General features: G+C 45.7%; 23 protein-coding genes. 13 read left to right on the top strand and 10 right to left on the bottom strand.

Translation table 11 applies throughout. The annotated features are described in order from the left end of the window. Nucleotides 1-17 precede the first annotated feature (17 nt). The gene (locus ABK01_RS10125) at nucleotides 18-1,865 is read left to right on the top strand and encodes a methyl-accepting chemotaxis protein (protein WP_253675542.1); all 1,848 of its coding nucleotides are present in this window, start codon (nucleotides 18-20) and stop codon (nucleotides 1,863-1,865) included. Nucleotides 1,866-1,877: 12 nt separating this feature from the next. On the opposite strand, the gene ABK01_RS10120 is transcribed toward ABK01_RS10125, so the two are convergent. The 7 genes from ABK01_RS10120 to ABK01_RS10090 all read right to left on the bottom strand — a co-directional run bounded on the left by ABK01_RS10120 (nucleotide 1,878) and on the right by ABK01_RS10090 (nucleotide 8,486). Continuing rightward, nucleotides 1,878-2,615 carry a pseudouridine synthase gene (locus tag ABK01_RS10120; protein ID WP_253675541.1) on the bottom strand — a complete coding sequence of 246 codons (738 nt, stop codon included), beginning with the start codon at nucleotides 2,613-2,615 and terminating at the stop codon, nucleotides 1,878-1,880. Nucleotides 2,616-2,663: 48 nt separating this feature from the next. Beyond that, complete coding sequence (locus tag ABK01_RS10115; RefSeq protein ID WP_253675540.1) at nucleotides 2,664-3,524, bottom strand: alpha-hydroxy-acid oxidizing protein; 861 nt, start codon at nucleotides 3,522-3,524, stop codon at nucleotides 2,664-2,666. Nucleotides 3,525-3,558: 34 nt separating this feature from the next. Continuing rightward, nucleotides 3,559-4,740 carry a hypothetical protein gene (locus tag ABK01_RS10110; RefSeq protein WP_253675539.1) on the bottom strand — a complete coding sequence of 394 codons (1,182 nt, stop codon included), beginning with the start codon at nucleotides 4,738-4,740 and terminating at the stop codon, nucleotides 3,559-3,561. A 174-nt stretch (nucleotides 4,741-4,914) separates the two neighbouring features. Then, nucleotides 4,915-5,733 carry a PhnE/PtxC family ABC transporter permease gene (locus ABK01_RS10105; RefSeq protein WP_253675538.1) on the bottom strand — a complete coding sequence of 273 codons (819 nt, stop codon included), beginning with the start codon at nucleotides 5,731-5,733 and terminating at the stop codon, nucleotides 4,915-4,917. Continuing rightward, the gene (locus ABK01_RS10100; RefSeq protein ID WP_212565311.1) at nucleotides 5,730-6,584 is read right to left on the bottom strand and encodes an ABC transporter permease subunit; all 855 of its coding nucleotides are present in this window, start codon (nucleotides 6,582-6,584) and stop codon (nucleotides 5,730-5,732) included. The genes ABK01_RS10105 and ABK01_RS10100 overlap by 4 nt, the downstream gene beginning before the upstream one ends. Continuing rightward, nucleotides 6,574-7,347, bottom strand: a complete 774-nt coding sequence (gene phnC, locus ABK01_RS10095; protein ID WP_253675537.1) for a phosphonate ABC transporter ATP-binding protein — start codon at nucleotides 7,345-7,347, stop codon at nucleotides 6,574-6,576. Before phnC ends, ABK01_RS10100 begins: the two co-directional genes overlap by 11 nt. 83 nt (nucleotides 7,348-7,430) lie before the next feature. Beyond that, nucleotides 7,431-8,486 (bottom strand): phosphate/phosphite/phosphonate ABC transporter substrate-binding protein, encoded by a 1,056-nt coding sequence (locus ABK01_RS10090; RefSeq protein ID WP_230974415.1) that lies wholly within the window; start codon nucleotides 8,484-8,486, stop codon nucleotides 7,431-7,433. Between the two features lie 161 nt (nucleotides 8,487-8,647). On the opposite strand from ABK01_RS10090, the gene ABK01_RS10085 reads away from it, so the two are divergent. The 5 genes from ABK01_RS10085 (at nucleotide 8,648) to ABK01_RS10065 (ending at nucleotide 14,089) form a co-directional block, all read left to right on the top strand. Beyond that, entirely contained in the window at nucleotides 8,648-9,433 is a 786-nt protein-coding gene (locus tag ABK01_RS10085) for a YesL family protein (protein WP_253675536.1), read from the top strand. Between the two features lie 114 nt (nucleotides 9,434-9,547). Next, a complete protein-coding gene (gene deoD / locus ABK01_RS10080) occupies nucleotides 9,548-10,252 on the top strand; it encodes a purine-nucleoside phosphorylase (protein WP_212565308.1) in 705 nt (234 codons plus the stop codon). Between the two features lie 117 nt (nucleotides 10,253-10,369). Further along, nucleotides 10,370-12,127, top strand: coding sequence for a RecQ family ATP-dependent DNA helicase (locus ABK01_RS10075; protein ID WP_253675535.1), 1,758 nt, complete (start codon nucleotides 10,370-10,372; stop codon nucleotides 12,125-12,127). Nucleotides 12,128-12,458: 331 nt separating this feature from the next. Next, a complete protein-coding gene (pgk, locus tag ABK01_RS10070; protein WP_253675534.1) occupies nucleotides 12,459-13,715 on the top strand; it encodes a phosphoglycerate kinase in 1,257 nt (418 codons plus the stop codon). An 11-nt stretch (nucleotides 13,716-13,726) separates the two neighbouring features. Continuing rightward, the gene (locus tag ABK01_RS10065) at nucleotides 13,727-14,089 is read left to right on the top strand and encodes a DUF1667 domain-containing protein (protein WP_253675533.1); all 363 of its coding nucleotides are present in this window, start codon (nucleotides 13,727-13,729) and stop codon (nucleotides 14,087-14,089) included. Between the two features lie 229 nt (nucleotides 14,090-14,318). Here the strand turns inward: ABK01_RS10065 and thrS are convergent, their stop codons facing one another. Beyond that, nucleotides 14,319-16,079 (bottom strand): threonine--tRNA ligase, encoded by a 1,761-nt coding sequence (thrS, locus tag ABK01_RS10060; RefSeq protein WP_253675532.1) that lies wholly within the window; start codon nucleotides 16,077-16,079, stop codon nucleotides 14,319-14,321. Nucleotides 16,080-16,227: 148 nt separating this feature from the next. Between thrS and ABK01_RS10055 the strand changes: the two genes are divergently transcribed. The 7 genes from ABK01_RS10055 (at nucleotide 16,228) to ABK01_RS10025 (ending at nucleotide 21,148) form a co-directional block, all read left to right on the top strand. Continuing rightward, complete coding sequence (locus ABK01_RS10055) at nucleotides 16,228-17,271, top strand: threonine aldolase family protein (protein ID WP_253675531.1); 1,044 nt, start codon at nucleotides 16,228-16,230, stop codon at nucleotides 17,269-17,271. Nucleotides 17,272-17,362: 91 nt separating this feature from the next. Continuing rightward, complete coding sequence (locus ABK01_RS10050) at nucleotides 17,363-18,250, top strand: DUF4349 domain-containing protein (protein ID WP_253675530.1); 888 nt, start codon at nucleotides 17,363-17,365, stop codon at nucleotides 18,248-18,250. Between the two features lie 436 nt (nucleotides 18,251-18,686). Then, nucleotides 18,687-19,031: a hypothetical protein gene (locus tag ABK01_RS10045; protein ID WP_253675529.1), complete on the top strand. Its 345-nt coding sequence runs from the start codon at nucleotides 18,687-18,689 to the stop codon at nucleotides 19,029-19,031. Then, nucleotides 19,018-19,338 carry a HEAT repeat domain-containing protein gene (locus tag ABK01_RS10040; RefSeq protein ID WP_253675528.1) on the top strand — a complete coding sequence of 107 codons (321 nt, stop codon included), beginning with the start codon at nucleotides 19,018-19,020 and terminating at the stop codon, nucleotides 19,336-19,338. Before ABK01_RS10045 ends, ABK01_RS10040 begins: the two co-directional genes overlap by 14 nt. A gap of 146 nt (nucleotides 19,339-19,484) precedes the next feature. Beyond that, the gene (locus tag ABK01_RS10035; protein ID WP_253675527.1) at nucleotides 19,485-19,631 is read left to right on the top strand and encodes a hypothetical protein; all 147 of its coding nucleotides are present in this window, start codon (nucleotides 19,485-19,487) and stop codon (nucleotides 19,629-19,631) included. After that, complete coding sequence (locus tag ABK01_RS10030) at nucleotides 19,615-20,079, top strand: hypothetical protein (RefSeq protein ID WP_253675526.1); 465 nt, start codon at nucleotides 19,615-19,617, stop codon at nucleotides 20,077-20,079. The genes ABK01_RS10035 and ABK01_RS10030 overlap by 17 nt, the downstream gene beginning before the upstream one ends. A 34-nt stretch (nucleotides 20,080-20,113) precedes the next feature. After that, the gene (locus ABK01_RS10025) at nucleotides 20,114-21,148 is read left to right on the top strand and encodes a S66 family peptidase (protein WP_253675525.1); all 1,035 of its coding nucleotides are present in this window, start codon (nucleotides 20,114-20,116) and stop codon (nucleotides 21,146-21,148) included. A 5-nt stretch (nucleotides 21,149-21,153) separates the two neighbouring features. Here ABK01_RS10025 and ABK01_RS10020 read toward each other — a convergent pair whose 3' ends face one another. Continuing rightward, on the bottom strand, nucleotides 21,154-21,468 hold the full coding sequence (locus ABK01_RS10020) for a helix-turn-helix domain-containing protein (protein ID WP_253675524.1): 315 nt from the start codon (nucleotides 21,466-21,468) through the stop codon (nucleotides 21,154-21,156). Then, entirely contained in the window at nucleotides 21,461-21,625 is a 165-nt protein-coding gene (locus ABK01_RS10015) for a hypothetical protein (RefSeq protein ID WP_253675523.1), read from the bottom strand. Before ABK01_RS10015 ends, ABK01_RS10020 begins: the two co-directional genes overlap by 8 nt. Nucleotides 21,626-21,773: the final 148 nt, after the last annotated feature.

Here is a 21,773-nt window from a genome sequence, read left to right as displayed (position 1 = left end):
CGAGAGGAGATTTGCCGATGACTACTGTAGTATCAAAACCGCCGAAAACTATTTTTGTCTTGAATTTTTTAATATACACCGGTGTTTTTATTTTTATTTTTTTATATGCATGGTATGTAAGGATACTTCCGCAAGATGCGCTCTTTAAAATTTTAATAGCGCCATCTACCTTATTGACCGCCTGTGCTACGATTGTTTTCCCAATTGTTCTTTATAAAAAGACTATGGCTATTGTCCTCAACTGGCAGACGGAAGAAGACGGTGTAAATAAGGCGAATAAAGCGTTGGGTTTATATTCAAAACTCAGTATCGGTGTCCCGATTGTATTAGCGACTGTAACTCCGGTTGTATCGCTGTTATGGATAGGCGTGAATTCGACAATACTGTTTATTGCGGCAATTTTTACATCGACAGGGTGCTTGTTTTTTGTAGCGCTCTTTTTTTATGTGATCTGGATTCAGAAGCTTGAACAATATGTAAATTTTTTACCGCTTGAGAGAAAGCATATTTCTATGTCGTACACGACGCGCGGTATGCTTGTCGGTTTTTTCCTTTTTGCAGGTATCATTTTCCTTTGCATATCTCCATTTTTAGCGAGTCTTTATAATGGGATGACTATTATAGAGACCGTAACACATTCGATTATTCCGATATCTATCGTGGTATTGCTGGGAGCTCTTTTTGTCAACTATACACTTTACAAGGGCATTAATACCGGAATCGAACTTATCGTTTCTTTTACCGATAAATTGGCGCTTGGAGATTTTACTCCGAATTATTTGGAATTGCGACGGCGTGATATTTTCGGACTTTTAGGAACGAGATTAAATCTGTTCCATAAAAATACGGTCTCTTTACTTACCGGTGTAAAAGATAATACGAGAGCGATGAAAGAGGCTATCGGGGTACTTTCGGTGAACACTGCACAAACAGCGGATTCGGCTCATCAAATACATAGCAACATCGAAGGCATAACGCAACAGGCTGTTACGCAGGCTACAAGTGTTACGGAAACATCCGCAGCTGTTGAAGAGATAATCAACACAATAACGCAACTGAATGCCAGTATTGAAATACAGGCGGAAAGTGTTGCTCAGTCTTCATCGTCGATAGAACAAATGACGGCGAATATCACGTCGATTACACAAACGCTGGAAAAAACCGATGAGGCGATTAAACGGCTTGCTGCAGCGACGGCAGATGGAAAAACAACAATCGTAAATTCCAACGCCGTAACGGAAAAAATAGCTGAGGAATCGGGCGGATTGATGGAAGCGAGTAATGTTATTCAAAATATTGCAAGCCAAACTAATCTTCTTGCAATGAATGCGGCAATCGAAGCTGCCCATGCAGGAGAAGCCGGTAAAGGCTTTGCAGTGGTTGCCGACGAAATACGGAAGTTAGCGGAAGAATCTTCCGCACAAGGTAAAAATATTACAATGACATTGAAAATGCTTGGCTCTGAAATTGGCAGCTTATCTACAGCATCAAAAACCGTTGAAGAAAAATTTACCAGTATTTTTGAACTTTCAGAACACGTAAAAACTATGAGCGCTAATCTTATGCGAGCGATGGAGGAACAAGGAAACGGCAATCGTGAAGTCTTGAATGCCATCTCAAATATAAAAACAGTAACTTTAGATGTCAAAAACGGCTCGGAACAAATGCTCAGAGATGGAACACAAGTTGCCGGCGAAATGCAAAAGCTTGATAGTCTTACAAAAACCATTACCGACAATATAAACATAATGGCGCACGAGGTTGTTCAGATAAATAATGCCGTACAGGAAGTGAACTCTATTACGCAGCAAAATAAAGGAGCAATCGAAAGCCTGTCTGAGGAAGTCGGTAAGTTTAAGGTTTAGGGAACGGGTATGTTATATCTTTTTAAGCGTTGCGACTTCATCGGGTGTAAGCTCACGACAAGAACCGGCAGCTAATTGCCGGTCGAGCGTAACGCCGCCCATCGAAATCCGCTTGAGGTAGACTACTTCGTTTCCGAGCGCTTTTATCATTTTTTTTACTTGATGGTATTTTCCTTCGCAGATATGCATCAAAAAAGCCCATTCCGTTTTTATGTTGTGTGCTTCCGTGCGTTCAAAGGTTGCGGGAAGGCAGGTGAAGCTCTTTCCGAGTGCTAATCCTTGACTGCAAGCCGTTTGGGCGACGTTAAACTCGGCTTCGGTGAAAGGGGCTGCCGTTTCAAGATAATAGCTTTTGATGCAGGCGGATTTCGGAGCGGTAAGCCGATGAGTGAGTTCTCCGTCATCGGTAATGATGAGCAGTCCTTCGGTATCGATGTCGAGCCGTCCGATGGGAAAAAGCTTCATTGCGGAAAAAGGAGACGGAAGCAGCTCCATAACGGTGCGGTGCAGCGGGTCGGCGGTAGAAGTAACAACTCCTGCCGGTTTATTCAGCATAAGGTAACAGCAGATGCGGAGATATAGTTTTTCCCCGTTGTACAAAAGGGTATCGCTTTCAGGATCAAGCTGTGTCCCTGCATCGGTTACTCGCGTGCCGTTGATTCGGAAATCTTCTTTGCGCAAAAGCCGCCGTATATCTTTCCGCGAGCCCAACCCGTTTGCTGCAAGTATTTTATCTATCCTAACAAGCATATTCTGCAAATATTATACCTGTTCGATGTTGTCGGACAGGGTTACTGTTTAATCCACAGTCAGGCGGCGGTACAGAGCTCGCACCCCTTCAGCGCCATTGCTCAATAATGCAGTGATGCAGGGACGCCCGATCATTACCTGTGCCGCACCGAGCCGTTTCGCAGCGGCGATATCCGCACGGCTCCGCAATCCACCATCTACCCATACCTCGCCTGCAAACTTATGGAGCGTACTGCCGTACTCGGCTAAAAAATCCGCCGTGCTGCCGCGCCTTGTTTCTATCCTGCCGCCGTGATTGGAAATAACCGCAACATCGGGACGCAGCTCTCGTACCAGCTCGACATTTTCGGGTGAAAAGATTCCTTTGATGGCAAATGGCTTTTGTGCATACCGCTGTATCTCTTTCAGGCTCTGTGCATCTTTTTGCTCAAGGTGAACAAGATTGCGCATCGTTACAATGTTATAGGAATCAATATCGATCCCTATAATATCGGCAGAGCTGCGTACCCAATCTATCCGTTCAAAGATACGGGGATTAGGATACGGCTTAATGAACACTGCTCCGGTTTTTCCATACCGCTGTAGGGCTGCAAGACCGCCCTGTATCTTTGCATCGGGGTAACCGTCCCCGATACTGAGCAAAAAACCTGCTTCAGCACAGGCTTCAATTAAATCAAAATAAAATGCAGCTTCATCTTCGTAGCCGACGTTTTCGACTCCGCCGGTAATAGGCGCCAATCTAATGGGTGGTAGCTCATCATTATACGGTGTATCGGTGTAATACTTCTGCCATGCGGCGCAGTTGCTGATAAAATTGGCGCTCTCGAACACGCCGCCCATCCCGGGCAGTTCACCGATACAGCCGTGTCCGTCGCATTCGGCACAAAAATGACATTTATATCCGCTCATAATTTGTCTACAATAGGGGGAGTGTTTTATGCATTTATAAATTACGTTTTAGTGCAATCTTGGCTTCGAACATAGAAGTAGGAGTGGCGTAGAGGAGCGGATAAATCGAACAACGAAGGTCAAGATCGCAGGGGCCGATATTCCATGTATAGAACGGCGTCAGCGCTATCAGCATTGACTGTATGTTTACGGGGCGGGTTATCGGCATTGCAACAAAGCTGTGGAAACCTCCCTGCATTTTATCAAACTCAATATTTCCGAATCCGAAGAACATATTCAACCCGCCGTATAGCTCATTATGAATGATCGTAAAGGGCTTTATCAGTGGCGTAACAGGAAAAAGCCTGCCGGATTGAGTGTCCCGAATCTTAGAAACAAAAAATGTAAAATCAAAATTGACATGTTCAAGCATAATACGCGGTTCAAAAAACGCATAGATATTTCCGATAACATCCTGTTTGAGTGTTGCGCTTCTAAAATTCGTTTTATGCAAACCAACTTGTGTAAAAATAGCGACATTGTTATGAGGAATGAAGAGCACGGAAAGGGATGCTGCGCCGGATATCTTTGCCGCATTATCGGTAATATGAAAGGAAAGGTACGTGTTGGTGATGGCCGCATTGGAGAAAACACCTCCCTGCGTATATATGCCGTATTCTTGCTCGGTTTTTTTTATCCGCCCGTTCCAGCCGAAAGATCCTCCAACATACCCTGTGTTCAAAATGAGTCCTGCAGCACTGATACCTACGCTTTCACGAGGACGTGGTGGGGTAAAAAGTGCAGCAATATCGTTTTCATACATTTTTACCGGACGCATACCGTGTTTAAGAAAATCAAAGCTATAGCGTTCGCCCGTAAGACTTTGATGCTCTCCGGTAAAAATTGATAAAATCAGCGGCTTGCCTCCGAGATTGGGAAAGTTCAGAGAAAAATCAATAAAAGTAAATTGTCCCGGTGTCCGTGACTGTTGCTCCGGATGGAAAAAACGCAGGACATCAGGAACATAGAGTGCAAGGTTTAGGTCGCTATAAAAACGTTCTCCGTGCAGCAAACGGAAGTTTATGGACGATTCTTGGACTATACTGAATTGCGACGAGCTTCCCGGCTGTTTGGCTCCCGATATCCCGAAGTTAAATTTAGGTACGTTAAACTCTACGGCTGCGGCAGTGTATATTATCGAAAAACACACAAAGATACGCATTATATTTTTTTTCATTTAAGACTCCCTATGGGCATTTCTAAAAGCTCGGTTAGCTTTTAGAAATGCCCGACGAGTTTAAAATTAAGTCTTATCCAATAATAACTTAATTTTAAACGTCGCAACTAAATTTAAGGAAAACCTCTAAAAACTGAAATTTTTAGAGATTCCTTATACAGTGTCGGTATTTTTTCAGTGCTGCTTGATTCCTTTCCGCAGGCGCAGAGAGAGCATCTCCAGCAAAATAACGGTACCGAAAATAGTGTATGTGATAGCGCCGACCTCTCGTATATCATAATAGAGATTGCCTGCCATGAATAGATAATACCCGATACCGCCTGATCCTGCGGCGGCGCCGATTGCGACGGCATTGATAAAATTGATTTCGAAGCGGAAAAATGTCCATGAAATAATGGACGTTGCAGCCACCGGAATAACCGCTTGCGTAATAATGCCGAAAAATCCCGCTCCGCACGCCCGCAAAGCATCGATCGTATCGCGGTTAATCTGTTCAAAGCTTTCGGAGAACACTTTTACCAAATAGGCAATGCTGTGAAAGCACATACCGATAACGGCGGCATCGGTGCCGATATTAACCGTAACCGAGAAAACCAATACCCAGATAATTGTGGGGATTGAGCGGATAACTGCGGTGATAATACGGATTATTTTTACAACGGCTGAAGGGGCAATATTTCGGGCAGCCCCGAGAGCCAAAAAAAACGCGATAGCAGCGCCGCCGATTGTAGTTAAAATCGACAGTGCAAAACTGATACCGAGTGAGTACGCGAGTTCGCCAAGCGGAAGATGATCCGAGCGCTTCGGCTGCAAAAAAAGGATGCGTCCGTAGTGGAGCAGATTATGCCATGAATCTTTCCAATCGATTGTTTCCTGCGCAAGCAAGAAGCATCCCCAGATACTAATGCCGAAAAGGACAGCAAATACGATAGAGAGCGTCCATTGTTTTTTTCTCGGTGATCGGCATCGGTCAATATGAGCATGGGGTTTCATAGTAATATCCTTCTCACCGTGTTGGAAATACTGTCGATGCAGAGTACGAGTATCATCAATACACAAATGATAAGCCCTGCCTCAGGATAGCGAAAGCTCTTAAAATATAGATTGAAGAGAAAGCCGATTCCCGTGCCTGTTAAAATTCCAATGAGTGCGGAGTCTCTGACATTTGTTTCTATCGCGTAGAGCAGCCATGAAATAAAGAGCGGGAGAACATTCGGTAATACGCCGTGGATGATAATCGGCATATACGGTACACCGGCTGCTTCCAACGCCGTATACGATTCTTCGGCATGAGAGTCGATAATTTCGGTAAATGCACGGGTTAAATGTCCTGCGGTTATAAAGAAAAGAGCTAAAAAGCCTGTTACGGCATTTTGCTTAAAGGACAACAGCAATAGAATAGACCATGCAGGAAGTGGGATGTTTCTAAAAAAAGATGCGGCTCCGGAACAGACAATACGCAGTATACGGAACCGTCCGGTTGTTTGAGAACCGGCAACTGCCGCTATGCAGGCAACGCAAAAAGCGATAGTTGATGCCGTTATTGCGGTAACGGCGGTGTACAGCGAAGTCTTAAAAATGAGCGGCAGCACTGAAAGCGATTGTGCTGATGGGAAGAAGTTCCTTATCAGCCAATACAGGCCGCGCGGGATGCCGGTTAACGCATTCCATACCGTCAACCCTGTCATAATTGCCGAAACAACATATAACACGGCAGCACTGAAAAAAACAGTCAACGTTCTTAATTTTTTTTTCTTGAAGAAAGATCCCGAAGAGGGCGCTTTCCAGCGTCGATGTGATTCAAATGCAGGGCTTTGTCTGTCTATTGGAATATCAAATTTCATGGCAGTCTTTCTTTTCGGGATGGGATCCGGAAGAAAAAATAGTATGCAGTGCTTTTTCCGAAAGGTCTTCCGGTTTTCCGTCAAAGACCACGTTTCCGTTGCGTAAACCGATAATTCTGTCGGAATATCGTTTTGCATATTCAACATGGTGCAGATTCATAATACACGTAAGATTCCGCGTTCTAACTATTTTTTCGATATAATCAAGGATATCTTGTGCACTTTGCGGATCGAGCGAAGATACCGGCTCATCGCATAAAAGTATTTGCGGATTTTGCATCAATGCCCGCGCAATGCCGGTACGCTGTTTTTGTCCGCCGCTTAAATCTGCACACCGCTGATAAAGGTAATCCGAAAGCCCGAGTTCTTCAAGTATTGCCAGCGCTTGAGTTCTCTCTTCCTGCGTATACAGTCCGCATAGACTGCGGTACAGCGGTAAAGCGCCGAGGCAGCCGTGGAGCGTATTCTCAAGAACAGTGAGCCGCTCTACTAGATTGTAGTTTTGAAAAATCATGCCGATTTTTCTACGGACTTGTTTTAATCGGCGGCTGTTCATTTTTTGGAGTATTTCATCGTCGATTTTAACCGTACCGGCAGTACAGTCGATGAGCCGATTGATACAACGGATAAAGGTTGTCTTACCTGCACCCGAAGGTCCGATAACGGAAACCATCGAACCCTGTTCAATCGTAAGATTGATAGAATCCAGTGCAAGTCTGTCCCCTGCATAGCGCTTTGAAACATTTTTAAAGGTGATCAACACTTCAAACCTTGTCAGGCGGCTGTAGAACAGCCGCTGTGTTTATTCTTTAATCAACATCAAGTAAGATACCGGATGATACTGCATTACTTGGTAGAATTTCTTAATTCATCGTACCATGCATCATCGGTAGCAACCAACCGCGTCTTTTCGGAATACTTAGGATATATGCCCTTTTTACCGGAATCCTTTACGTTAAAAATTCCGGGATTATTTGCCGTTTTGTCCGAAGTCAGCGCTTCTCGTATCTTTTGTATATCCGCGGCTGAAACCGTGTTCGTATTGACGGTAATCGGCGCATTTAAGACGGGGATGGAGCGGATTACGGTCATTTCACTTCCTGCAAAGGATGTGAATGGTTCATCAGCTCCTTCGGTTACGCGATAAACTGCGCCTGTTCTATAATCTTCACCTTCAAGCAGTTCATACACGCCGATTGTTTGCGGGATAGCAAAAGCTGCGGCATCTGCATCGCCGCGGAAAAGGTTTACCTGCGAGCCTTGATGAGAACCGGCAAATAACACCTTGGAAAATACTTTGTCGCTCAATATAAGGTCGTCGGTATTATCAAGAGAAAAAGCAGCTGCTAAAACTTTTGCGGGAATAACAAAGCCCGAAGTAGAGCTTGCCGCCACAAACGACATTCTTTTTCCTTTTAATAGGCTTAAATCAAAACTACCATCCGCTTTTCTATAGGTACCGGCATCTTTCCGCTGCACGCCGATAAAGCTGTAATACTTTGCATCGTCAAGCGTCCCGCTGGAACCCGAATTAGTCGCAATAGGGATAACGGCGCTGTTCCGCTTGTGAGCGGTCAGGTATCCTTCGGCGCCGACATAAGCCATATCGGCCTTGCCGGAAACGAGCGCTTCCAATGCGATGTTATAATCGGTCGTGGTAAGAATTTCAACATCGCGACCGACGGCTTCTTTTAAAATTTCTTGGAATGCTGCGCGGGCATCTTTCATGGATTCGCTTGACTCATTTGGATAAAAAACCATTGTAAGCGGTTTTTGTTCAGCTTTGCTGCATGAACAAACAAGCACAACTGAAAGGCACATCATACAAAGAAACGGTTTAACATACCGCAGCGTCTTTTCTGCTGATGAAGTGGCTGCAGCACAAAATAAAGAGGATTTCATCACTTTCTCCACATTTTAGGAAATCGCTAAAAGCAGTCTTTAGCGTTTTTTGATTATGGGCGCCAGTCTACTATAATTGAAGTCTTTATGCAACCGCCCGCCGATTCTGCTATGCCGCGGCACGGATAGTATTATTCCGCTTTTTGTGTTACTATCGCCGCATGATCGGATTTTTTCTCAAAAAAAATTTTTTTGACGGATGGGATAATTTTCTCCCGCTCGCTCTTTTCAATATTGCATGTATACTGATTGTTTTTTTATTCTTCGGCTTGTCCTACCTACTGTCATCAATGCCGACGCTGTCTTTATTGAGCTTGTTTGTTTGTATCATATTGATGGGAGTGTTGCTTTTAGCCGTCTCTCATTTGATGTCCCGTATAGCCGATTATAAATCGTTTTCATTGAAAGAAATCGGCGGAGAAATCAAACGTACGTGGCGACACGGTGTTTTATTCTCATTAGTCGAAACTTTTTGTTGGGTTGTTGTCGGAGTCGCCGTTCCCTACTATTTTTCATTTCACAATTTTCTCGGTCTTTTTCTCGGTATCAGTGTCATCTGGATTTTTGCGGTTATACAGCTGTCACTTTTATGGTTCTTTCCGATACGGAGTCGGCTGGAATCGAATTTTCGCAAATGCCTTAAAAAGTGCTTTATTATTTTTTTTGATAATACCGGATTCACGCTCTTTATGCTGCTGTACAGCGTCGTCCTCGTTATATTGACCCCGTTCTTAGCTTTTTTGGTGCCGGGCTTTTCGGGACTCTTGCTTGCATGGAACAATGCTTTTAAACTGAGAATGTATAAGTATGATTGGATGGAGCAGCATCCTGAAATACCGATTCAGACCGTGAGGAAACAAATACCATGGGATGAATTGCTGGCGGAAGATCGGGAAACAGTCGGAACACGGACAATCCGCAATCTTATTTTTCCGTGGAAAGATTGATGATCGCGTTTATAGCATTCGATACCGTATGATAGAGGACATCTTTAAAAAGTTGGTCGGCTTTTTGATGCCCCTCATGATAGTTTTGATACATTTAATGCTGAGGAGGATATGATGAGTGTTCATATTGGAGCAAAACAAGGCGAAATTGCAGAACGGATATTGTTACCGGGCGATCCGCTGCGGGCAAAGTTCGTTGCCGAAAATTTTTTGGAAAATGCGCACTGCTACAATGAAGTCCGCGGTATGTATGGGTTTACCGGCACGTATAAGGGTATAAAGGTTTCCGTGCAGGGAACCGGTATGGGGCAGCCTTCTATTTCCATTTATGTAAATGAGCTTTTCCGTGAATACGGCGTGCAGAAGGCTATCCGTATCGGTACTGCGGGAGCTTTGCAAAAAGATATTCCGCTGCGTTCATTGATTATCGGGATGAGCGCTGCGACTAACTCAGGGACAAATACGCTCCGTTTCCGCGGAACCCAGTTCGCGCCTACAGCGGACTGGAAGCTTTTAAAACATGCTTATGATGCGGCAGTTCGTCTCGGTTACAATCCGTTGGTTGGTCCCATTGCTTCCTCTGATGTCTTTTATGACGAACTTGAAACGTGGAAGCTCTGGTCGCGGTACGGTCTTTTGGCGATTGAGATGGAAGCTGCCGAGCTGTATACCCTTGCCGCACAGTATAAGCGGCAGGCGCTCGCACTGCTAACCATATCCGACAATATGGTTACGCATGAAGAAACCACTGCGGAAGAGCGGCAATTGTCTTTTACCGCGATGATGCAAACCGCACTTGAGGCAATTATCGCCGAATAAATATAAATTGAAAGAAAGCGGGGATGTCTCAAAAGTTGGTTTACTTTTTCGATAACCTGTTCCCACTTTTTTGTAAAATTTCAAGCCGTTTTGTTATTGGTGACGCATATATATGGTATGAATATCATCAATAACAAAACACTTGACGGCAACACAACGCCTGACGGCGAAATCCTGTACTCTTTTGAATCGGAGGCGCCGCTTCCCGATACGGAAAGCTGTCCCGTAATTTTTGAATCGGATAATCCCGAATACAGCTTGGAAAAAACAGCCGATGCTGTTTCGCTCTGTGCTCAGACCGTATTCGGGATTCCGGCACTGTATCCATGGCAGCGGCTCGTGATTGCCAACATCCTCGATGCCGTACACGCCGCGGAAGCGGTAGCAGCTGCCGACGCTGCTGCCGTACAGCTGTCCGGAAATGCTGCAATGCAGGGCGGAATTTCTACAGCGCCGTTCGGAACCGCGGTATCGCAAACGGAGCCGGATTTTCTGTCCGGCACAGGCGAGCCTTTAAGCGAGCTTTACGATGAAGACGGTGTGCTGCGGGGTAGGCAGATTGTTTTGTTGCCGACCGGCGCGGGGAAATCGCTGTGCTTTCAGGTACCGGCGCTGTTGCTGGATAAGCCGACGCTTATTATCTATCCGCTTTTAGCCTTGATGAGTGATCAGATGCGCCGGATGTGCGAAGGCAATCTTGAACCGGTGTTGTTCCGCGGCGGTCAAAGCGGACAGGAACGAGCCACTCAGTATGCCCGCCTTGAAGGAACGGACGGGAAACCTCCTGCAAAGCTCATCATTGCCAATCCCGAAATTCTGATGCAGGAAGAAGTGTTAAACCGTATTGCAAAGCGCGGCATTGCCCACCTCGCTATAGATGAGGCTCACTGCGTCAGCGAATGGGGAGACAGCTTTCGGCCGGCCTACCAAACCTTAAAACAGGTTATCGAAACGCTGAAGCCGCCCGCCGTTACCGCTTTTACCGCAACGGCAGGCAACGAGGTGTTGAAGCGTATCGGTGAGGTGCTTTTTGACGGACGGGCTCATCTGGTACGTGGGGAATCGGATCGCACCAATATCACCTATTTTGTACGGCAATGCCGCGTAAAAGCGCCTGCTCTCCTGCAGGAGATTATGCAGCGGCAGCGCCCGATGGTTATTTTCTGTGCGACGCGGAACGGCACGGAACAAACTGCCGCGTTTTTACGCTATACGCTGCGGGATCGGGCGATTCGATTTTATCATGCAGGCTTACAGCGGGATGAAAAAGATGAGGTGGAGCAATGGTTCCATCAGCACGACAGTGCGATACTGGTAACCACCTGTGCGTGGGGGATGGGCGTCGATAAAAAGAATGTACGCACTGTGATTCATCTGAATGCGTCGCCCACTGCCGAAGCATACATACAAGAAGCGGGCAGGGGAGGGCGGGACGGTAATCCTGCACAGGCAGTCTTGCTGTGGAGTCCCGAGGACAAGGCACGGATCGCGCTATTGCCTGAAAAACAGCGGAAACGGGCGGAGATACTCGTGAGTTTTGCCGAAAGCGGTCGCTGCCGGCGCGAGGTTCTGCTCGAAGCGCTCGGAGAAGTGCGGGCTGTTCCGCTTCGTGCAGGAGATGAAAGCATCGCCTGTTCCGGTTGCGATATCTGTAACGGAACTGCGCTTCTGTATCCGCAAGATGAGCGGGAATTGATTGCATTTATAGCGGTCAATAAGCGAAAGTTTACCGCCCCGCAGCTTATCCGCGTATTACACGAAAACCTTCCGCTCTGGCGCGCCGGCGATATTGGCAGCCTTGTTTCGCAGCTTATCCAAGAGCGGAAAATCCGCCCTGCCAATGCGTTTTTCTGGAAAGGAGCGCTTATATGTTAGGGTAAACGCAGCAGGTTCTTTTGAAAATATACGACGCATCTACTGCGTCGCACGCTGAAAATAAATGCTCAACGTATCAAAGATACGCCGCCGCTTTATTTTCAGCTAGCTCCTTGTATCTGCATCGTCTATTTTCAAAAGGCTACGGAGAGGCTGTTCAAATGGTCTCACAGCCTCAATAATTCTGCGCTGTTTATCTACTCGACCTAATGCGTTTACCCGTCTGCAATGTCCATTCTTGCATTTTTTCATATAACAGAGTATATTTTTATCGGATATAAAACTATTGGCAGGTGTATGAACTCTGCCATTCACATAACGGAGGAATACAATGGTTAAAACAGTAAGAGATGTAGATCTTCACGGCAAGCGTGTTATCATGCGGGTCGATTTTAATGTTCCGATGAAGGATGGCGTTGTGCAGGACGATACGCGAATCGTCGCGGCATTACCGACTATCAAATATATTTTAGAGCAAAAGCCGCGCTCGCTGGTGTTGATGAGCCACCTCGGCGATCCTGCCAAAGATTCAAAAAAAGCTGCCGAAAAAGCGGCTAAGGACGGCAAGCCGTTTGATAAAGAGGCCTACATCGCCGGTAAGCATAAGATGAAACCGGTTGCGGCATATTTGGAAAAACTGTTAGGGACGCCCGTTCAGCTTGCCGATTCCTGCAAGGGACAAAAAGCTGTGGTTGACGCACTGCCCGAAGGCGGTATCTTGATGCTGGAAAATACGCGCTTCCATCCCGAAGAGACTTCGAAGGATAGCGCAGAACAGGAAGCGTTTGCGAAAGAGCTTGCCTCCTACGGCGACGTATACGTCAACGACGCCTTCGGTACCGCGCACCGTGCTCATGCTTCTACGGCGACCATCGCAAAATTCATGAAGGTAAAAGTTGCCGGTTTTTTAATGGAAAAAGAAGTTAAATATATTGAACCGATGGTAAAAAATCCGCCCAAACCGATGGTCGCCATCATCGGCGGCGCAAAAGTTTCTTCAAAAATTGCCGTACTGGACAGTCTTTTGAAAAATGCCGCTGCGCTGATTATCGGCGGCGGTATGGCGTACACCTTTCTTAAAGCGCAAGGGCATTCAATCGGGAAGTCCTTAGTCGAAGATGATTTTATCGATACGGCAAAGAAGCTTTTAACCGATGCAAAGGCAAAGGGCGTTAAAATAATTCTGCCGGTAGATCATATTTGTGCCGCCTCTTTTGCCGCCGATGCAAAGCCGGAAAGCGTAGACGGCTGCGACATTCCCGATTCGCTTATGGGAATGGATGTCGGCCCCAAAACCATCGAATTATACAAGGCGGAGATTTTAAGCGCAAAGTCCATCGTGTGGAACGGCCCTGTCGGTGTGTTTGAATTTGAAACTTTTTCCCACGGAACGGAAGCGGTCGCCCGCCTTGTTGCCGAAGCAACCGAAAAAGGCGCAATAACGGTAGTCGGCGGCGGAGATTCCGTTGCAGCTGTCAACAAGTTCCACCTTGCCGATAAGATGAGTCATGTCTCTACCGGCGGCGGCGCCTCGCTCGAATTCTTGGAAGGGAAAACATTACCGGGCATCGCCTGCCTCGACGCATAAACAAAACAGCGATGAAAGAATTTACCTGTGTTTCCTGTCCTATGGGCTGTAGGCTCCGAGCAATTGAAAAAGACGGCGCCTACACGATAGAAGGATATAGCTGTAAGCGCGGTCTTGAATACGGCTTGCAGGAAATGAAAGATCCCAGAAGAAATATCAGCTCGACGGTGCGCATTGAAAACGGCTTTTTAGCGGCACTTCCCGTTAAAACAGCGGCGCCTATTCCGAAAGGCATGATTTTTCAGGTGATGGAAGAGATTAACAAAATCAGGGTAACGGCGCCGGTGAAGACAGGAGCAGTTATTATCCCCGATGTGTTGCATACGGGCATCGACATTGTTGCAACCCGCGATATGCCATGCCGCGCTGAGTAATTTATGATGCGGCGCCGGTTTTAACGCGCCGTACAATCACGAACCTATAACAAAACGGCCGGTAATTCTTGCTGAACTACCGGTCGTTGCCGTTTACACATTGCATTTCAAGGTAACCTGTTCAGAAACGGAAGTTTCCGAACAGGTTTATTTTCGGTCGAACATCTCTAAAGTATCTGAAAAAACTCAGGTATAGCATTTAGAGATGCTTCATCACGATATCTTTCCGTTAAAATTCTGCGCTTGTTGCAACGGTGTCGGTCTTGAGTTTTAAGAAAGCGGTAAATTCATCGACGGACATCGTTTTTTGCGCTCCTTTCAAAAGCCGGACGGTAACACTGTTGTTCTGCTTTTCCTTTTCGCCGACAACAAGCTGGTACGGAATTTTTTGTTCCTGATACTTCCGTATCTTTGCATTCATACGGTCGGTATCAATATCAGCCTTTACGCGGAAGCCGGCTTTTGAAAGAGACGCGGCGATACTTTCGGCATATTCGTTAAATACGGGAGCAACGGGAATAACCATTGCCTGCACCGGAGAGAGCCACGGAGGCAGCGCACCGCCGAATTGTTCAATCAAAATACCGATGAACCGCTCCAGTGAACCGAGCGCCGCGCGGTGCAGCATAACGGGCTGATGCTTTTGGTTATCCTCTCCGATATACTCGGCATTCAGCCGGTCTTTAGAGGGCAGTTGATAGTCCGCCTGTATGGTACCGCATTGCCATTCTCGGCCGAGCGCATCGACAAGCGTAAACTCCAGCTTCGGCCCGTAAAAGGCTCCTTCTCCGGGAGCAATCTCGTATTCAAGACCGGCGGCTTTACACGCTTCCGCAAGCGCGTTCTCTGCCCTATCCCACGTTGCATCATCGCCGACCCGTTTTTCAGGCCGCGTGGAAAACTTAACGAGTATGGCTTTATCGTCAAAGCCGAAATCCCGATAGAGCGACTTGAGCAGGTTGCAGAACTTACAAACCTCGGAGGAAATCTGTTCTTCCGTACAGAAAATATGCGCATCATCCTGCACAAAACCGCGCACCCGCATAATACCGTGCAACGAACCGGAAGGCTCATTCCGCGTGCAGGAGCCGAACTCCGCAATACGCAGCGGCAAATCGCGGTAGCTCTTTATTCCCTGTTTAAAGATTTCGACATGCCCCGGACAGTTCATCGGTTTAAGTGCAAACACCCGTTTCTCGCTTTCGGTGATAAACATATTTTCCTTGTATTTTTCCCAGTGTCCCGAACGAAGCCAGAGACTCTGCGGCATAACAAAGGGGGTATTTACCTCAACATAGCCGTCCTCTTTAATCTTTTGGCGTACATGCTGCTGTACGGTTAAATAGAGCGTCCAGCCGTTCGGGTGCCAGAATACTTCGCCGGGATTGTCTTCTTCGATATGGAACAAATCGAGTTCCCGGCCTATCTTGCGGTGATCGTTTTTTTCCGCTTCCGCCTGCATAGTCAGATATGTTTTAAGGTCATTCGGCGTTTCCCATGCCGTACCATAGATACGGGTCAGCATCGGGCGTTTTTCATCGCCGCGCCAATAGGCGCCCGCAATTTTTTGCAGCTTAAAACTTTGGGCATTAATTTCTTTTGAATTGGCAACATGCGGCCCTCTGCATAAATCGAAAAAATTACCCGATCGATAAATCGAGATTTCCGCATCTTGAGGTAAATCATTGATAAGCTCGCACTTATACGGTTGATCCTTAAAAAGCTCAAGTGCTTTCTGCCTAGTAACCACTTCTTTCACAAAGTTCTGCGGAGTTGATAAAAGACGGCGCATTTCCTTTTCAATGCGCTCAAGATCAGTTTGGGTGATCGGTGTCGGAAGGTCAAAGTCATAATAAAACCCGTGATCAACGGCAGGGCCAATGGCTACCTTTGTCCCGGGGAATAAATTCATAACGGCTTCCGCCATTATATGTGCAATACTGTGCCGTATTAACGGTAATTTTTCCGATTTCGGTAATGAATAGTTCATACACCCTCCCTTTTATATCTTCCATTATATAAATATAGGTAAAAGCATACCGCCGAATTTTTAGGCTGTCAAGATACCATAAAACTGTCTGCATAAATGCGAGTCAAAAAATCTTGCAGAAAAATCTGTTATCCGATAATCTTACAGCATGGAAACTCAACACAAACTTTCTTTTGCTTCGGATTATATGGAAGGGGCGCATCCTGCGATTATCCAGCGCCTTGTACAAACAAATATGGAACAAACCGCAGGATACGGAACCGATGAATACTGCGAGCGGGCTCGTTCCCTTATCAGAAAAGCGTGCGAATGCCCTGAGGCGGCGGTGCATTTTCTGGTCGGCGGTACTCAGACAAACGCAACGGTTATCGATGCACTCCTTAACCGGTATGAGGGTGTTATCTCGGCACAGACCGGGCATGTCGCCGTACACGAAGCGGGAGCGATAGAGTTCGGCGGGCATAAAGTACTCCCCCTTGCCTGCGACAAAGGTAAAATCACCGCCACATCGGTTAAGCAGTATCTACAGGATTTTTATGCTGACGGAAACTATGAGCACATGGTTCATCCGGGAATGGTGTATATCTCGCAGCCGACTGAATACGGAACGCTCTACAGCAAGCAAGAACTGAGTGCAATCAGTACGGTGTGTCGCAAGTATCATATTCCGCTGTATGTTGACGGAGCACGGCTTGCGTATGCGCTTGCTTGCAAAGAAAACGATGTAACGCTTGCCGACCTTGCAGCACTCTGCGATGTCTTTTACATCGGCGGTACAAAATGCGGCACACTCTTCGGAGAAGCGGTTGTTATTCCCGATCCGAAACGTAGCCCGCATTTTTTTACCATTATGAAACAACACGGCGCGTTACTCGCAAAAGGCCGCTTACTCGGTATTCAGTTTGAAACGCTTTTTACCGATGACCTGTATCTTCATATCGGGGAAAATGCGATCCGAGCCGCCGATACCATTCGCACCTTTCTTGACTCTCACGGGTATGAACAATATTTTACGGCGCCGACAAATCAGATTTTTATCGTCCTTGAAAATACACGCTATGCAGAACTTTCAAAAAAAATCGCATTCGGGTTTTGGGAAAAGAAAGATGATTCGCACACCGTTGTCCGCATCGCAACCGACTGGGCAACCACGCCTGAGAACGTAGAAAAGCTCTTACAAGCACTTGCTTAAACGACAAAGGTCTATGTAAAAAAGTCGATTAGATTTTTAGAGATGCGCTCATTATGATATAATACAGACTTGATGTAAGGAGCACCATTATATGAATCGTCATTGTATTTTTCTATCTTTTTTTATTATCTTTTCAGGAACGGTTGTCTTCAGCTCATGTGCTAAAAAAAGCGATTCGGTTTCAACTAGACAGGTATATGCCGAAGCTGAACATCCCGCAGGAGCGGTAAAAAATGCGGCATACGCAAAAGATGCAACCACTACTGATGTAGATACCGCCGATATGCAGCGTCCCTTAGACGGCACAGAGACTGCAAATACCGCTGCAATGCTCGAACGGCAGCTCATAAAAGAAGGCTCGATCAATTTTGAAACGCACGATATAGCGGAAACCCGTCAGCACATCGAATCACTCGTTCAAAAATACGGCGCGTATATCAGTCAAGAAGATGAGCGAGCAAGCTCTTCACGGATATATCAGAATATGACCGTCAGAATTCCTAAGGCTCATTTTGATGTATTCGTAACGGAGCTTTCCGGCGGCGTTAAAAAAATCGATGAAAAATCCATTACCGTACAGGATGTAACGGAAGAGTTTATCGATAGTACCGCACGCCTTGCCGTCAAAAAAGAAACGGAACAAGGATACCTGCGGCTGCTCAACCAAGCAAAAACAATAAAAGATATCCTCGATATTCAAAATGAACTGCAGGATATACGGTCGGATATAGAATCGATAGAAGGCAGACTGCGGTATCTGAAAAATTCCGTTAATTTCAGTACGCTGCATATCAGTATGTACCAACAGATAGAAGCCGCATCGGAAACCGGTTCAGTTTTTATGCCGATATGGGATGCAATAAAAGGCGGAGTACAGGCCTTTGCCGCAGTCTGTATCGCACTGTTGTATGGCTGGGTATTTATCGCCTTGGGAATAGCCGCAATTATCATCATACTGCGGCGTCGGAAGGCAGGGTAAACGCATCAGGCCGTCTTTTTAACAACCCCGCGGAAAAATTGAGACTATTCGACCAGAGTTGAACCTCTTCGCGGTTCAAATGGTCTCACAGTCTCAATTTTTCCGCGATTTTTATCTACTTTACCTGATACGTTTACCCATTTACTGGGAAAATGTGCGAAATTTTATTTCCTTAAAATGCAACAGTTGAACAAAATATGAATTTTGGAAACTGTTGCATTCGTGCGCGAAAAGCGCACACATCAAGACGCAAGTTTTCGAAAGAAAACTTGACGGTTAAGGTGGGCGGCATCATTGTAGACGCTCACCTTATACCTATGAAATTTCGCACAGAAGGAAGGCAACCGCTAAAAATATTTTTAATGCGGTTGCCCAGCATCGAAAGGATAAGGCTGAGGAAGCACAATAGAAAATTTTATGTGAATCGGTATGTATAATGACAGACAAAGAGATACTGAAAGAATTAAGCGTAATCACAAAAGACAAGGTGCATTGGAACACAGCGATTGATGATGTCGCAGCAAAACTCGGCAAACAGTATTCAGCGGATGTAAAAGCAAAAGCATTGTGGCTTCTCGGTGAAATGGGATTACAGTATCCGTTATCGGTGCAGCCGTATATCGAAGGTTTATTTTCAGCCGCTAAGATAGCGCAGCTGAAAAACACGGCGAGTTTGCTGATCGCAAACGTCGCTGATTGTACGCCGTTTCTCATTGCATTCCGAAACGACGTAATGCAGCAACTTCCAAAGTTCATACTTTGTTCAGTTGCCGCATTTTAAGGAAAAAATTGCCAGCTATTTAAAAGACGGTAATCCGAAGTTACGGGAGCGCTCGGTAAACGCATTGGGACGAATAGGCAGGGCAAACAAGGATTTGATTCTTCCTTATTTTGCCACAATGATGAATATGCATTCCGACACAGCAGAAGCGGTACGGCTTGCGTTTGTATGGGCTTGTGAAAATATTGCAATGTTTATTTTCAGCCGCTGCAATAGCGCGGCTGAAAAACACGTCGAGTTTGCTTACGCAAACGTCGCTTATTGTATGTACGCTATCGCGTACCAATTCAGCATCCTCAAAAGTTGATACTTTGTTCGGCTGCTGAATTTTAAGGAACGAATGCACCGGAACTTTTTTGCAACACATTGGATTTGTTCTATGAGTTGATATCGGATAAGGGAGAGCGCGTACGAATTGAGGCGCCTGAAATGTTTCGGGTAATGGGAAAACGGATGCCGCATTCTGTAGAACCGTACTTGGAAAAACTGGAATGGTTTGCACAACATGATCCGCATCCTGTTGTTCGTATTCACAGCGGTGGCGCAATCCGCATAACGAAAAAAGTATTGGAGGAGATTAAATATGCCGCAGATGAGTAAAGGCGGAAAATATATTTTCGGCTGGTCTGAGATACGGGAAGATGGAGCGCTCATCTTTCCGCTACCGGCAGTGGAAGAATATAAATTACACCAAGAGCAATATATTTATATCGTTTCCGGCAGTAAGCAGACGGGCGGATTTTGTGTGATGAGCGAGCCTCTGCTGTCCCGCTCAACACTCAATCACATCTTAAAAGAAAACCCTCGTTTGGCGGATAGGACACTCAAAGAGGGTGAGTTGATTTCATATAAGGGAAGAAAATACGGCTGGCTTACCTTGAAAGATAATGGAGTTCACCTTTCAGAATCTTTAATGCAGATGTTGGATATAGAGACGGGAGATAAACTATTGGCAATTCGAAGCAGTAATATTGCTTTTACTATGGGTGCAAAAGGTTCATTGGTACAAAAAGCGAATGAATATACTGGAGAAATAGAAGTCTTCTGAAAATATGGTAAGAAGCTACTGAGGAGTAAAAACTATGACGATAAAAAAACTAGCAATCATCAGTCTTTCGCGGGGTTTGCTCGGCGAGCCGTTTATTAAGCACGAGGAAGAATTGGGCTTTAGGCGTTTACGCTCATACGGGATAGAAGTCGTTACTACTGCAAATGCCTGTAAAGGAATTGATTTTCTTCAAAGTCATCCCGAAGCCCGTGCGAAGGATTTATTGGATGCTTTCTCCGATCCGTCTATCGATATGATCCTGTGCGCAATCGGCGGAGACGACACATACAAGTTGCTGCCGTATTTATTTGAACATGATGAACTACGGAAGGCGGTACAACACAGCAAAAAGATCTTCCTCGGATTCTCCGATACAACGATGAATCATTTTATGCTGCATAACGTCGGCGTGAACACTTTTTACGGTCAGTCGTTTGTGGCGGATATCTGCGAACTTGAAGATGAAATGCTGCCGTATTCAAAAAAGTATTTTGAAGAATTGATTACAACCGGCACAATAAAAGAAATCCGCCCGAGCGATATGTGGTATAGTGAGCGTACGGCATTTGATGAATCACAGATCGGTGTAAAAAGAGTGCGGCACCGGAACAATGGATTTGAATTGTTGCAAGGGAATTCCGTATTCTCCGGCGCTATTCTCGGAGGCTGCATTGAAACAATGTATGATATGTTTGACAACACCCGCCATAATGACAGCCCTGCTTTGTGCCACCGGTATCATCTTTTCCCGAGCATTGACGATTGGCATGGTAAAATACTGCTTTTGGAATCGAGCGAAGAGCGCACAAAACCAGAGCTATATCAAAAGATGCTGCAAGCCTTAAACACTACCGGCGTTTTTGAAGTTATAAACGGCATCCTTGTCGGCAAGCCTATGGACGAAGTATATTATGAAGACTACAAACGCCTTTTAATCAGCGAAATCAACAAACCGGATTTGCCGATTGTGTACAACGTTAATATCGGACACGCAACACCGCGGTGTATTATTCCGCTCGGCGTTGAGGCGACAGTTGATGCGGATGAACAGGTTATACGGTTTGCGTAAAAGTCCTAAGATAAACATTTTACAAAAGGCAAGGCTTCAAATGTGTGATTTTCCAACATACTGATTAAACGACAAGCCGTACCGGTTGGACGATTCGTTCCTTTTTCCCATGCTTCTACCGTCTTAAGTGAAACACCCATGTAATTTGCAAACAAAACCTGTGTCATCCCAACGGAATTTCTTATGTGTTTTATTTCAATATTATTATATTTTTTTATAGGTTGAATTTCATACACGGTTTTACGGCCTTTTAACTCACCTCGTTCAATAGCAACCGCTTCATTTAAGCCGGCCATTAGACTATCAAAAAAATCACTCATATTCTTTCCTCCAGTTCCTTGCAGTTCCAATCATTATATCGCCTGCCTCCGGATTTTTGAGAAGGAATTGTTGCAATTCAGCCAAATCATCATCATTAAATCCAAGTGCAAACCACCTTTTTGTGAACGATGGCGTTTCTATAAATTCTCTTCTCATCTTATCCTTTACACGATACCCTATAAAATAGGGTCTTGTCAACGGTATTCCCTGAATACTTCCCAATCTATCTATCGATATGATATTATTCCGCTCGGCGTTGAGGCAACAGTTGATGCGGATGAACAGGTTATACGGTTTGCGTAAA

The sequence above is a fragment of the Treponema sp. OMZ 305 genome (genome assembly GCF_024181325.1).
GTDB lineage: Bacteria > Spirochaetota > Spirochaetia > Treponematales > Treponemataceae > Treponema.
The sequence above is the reverse complement of the archived record's forward strand: the minus strand, read 5'-3'. Positions and strand labels throughout refer to the sequence as shown.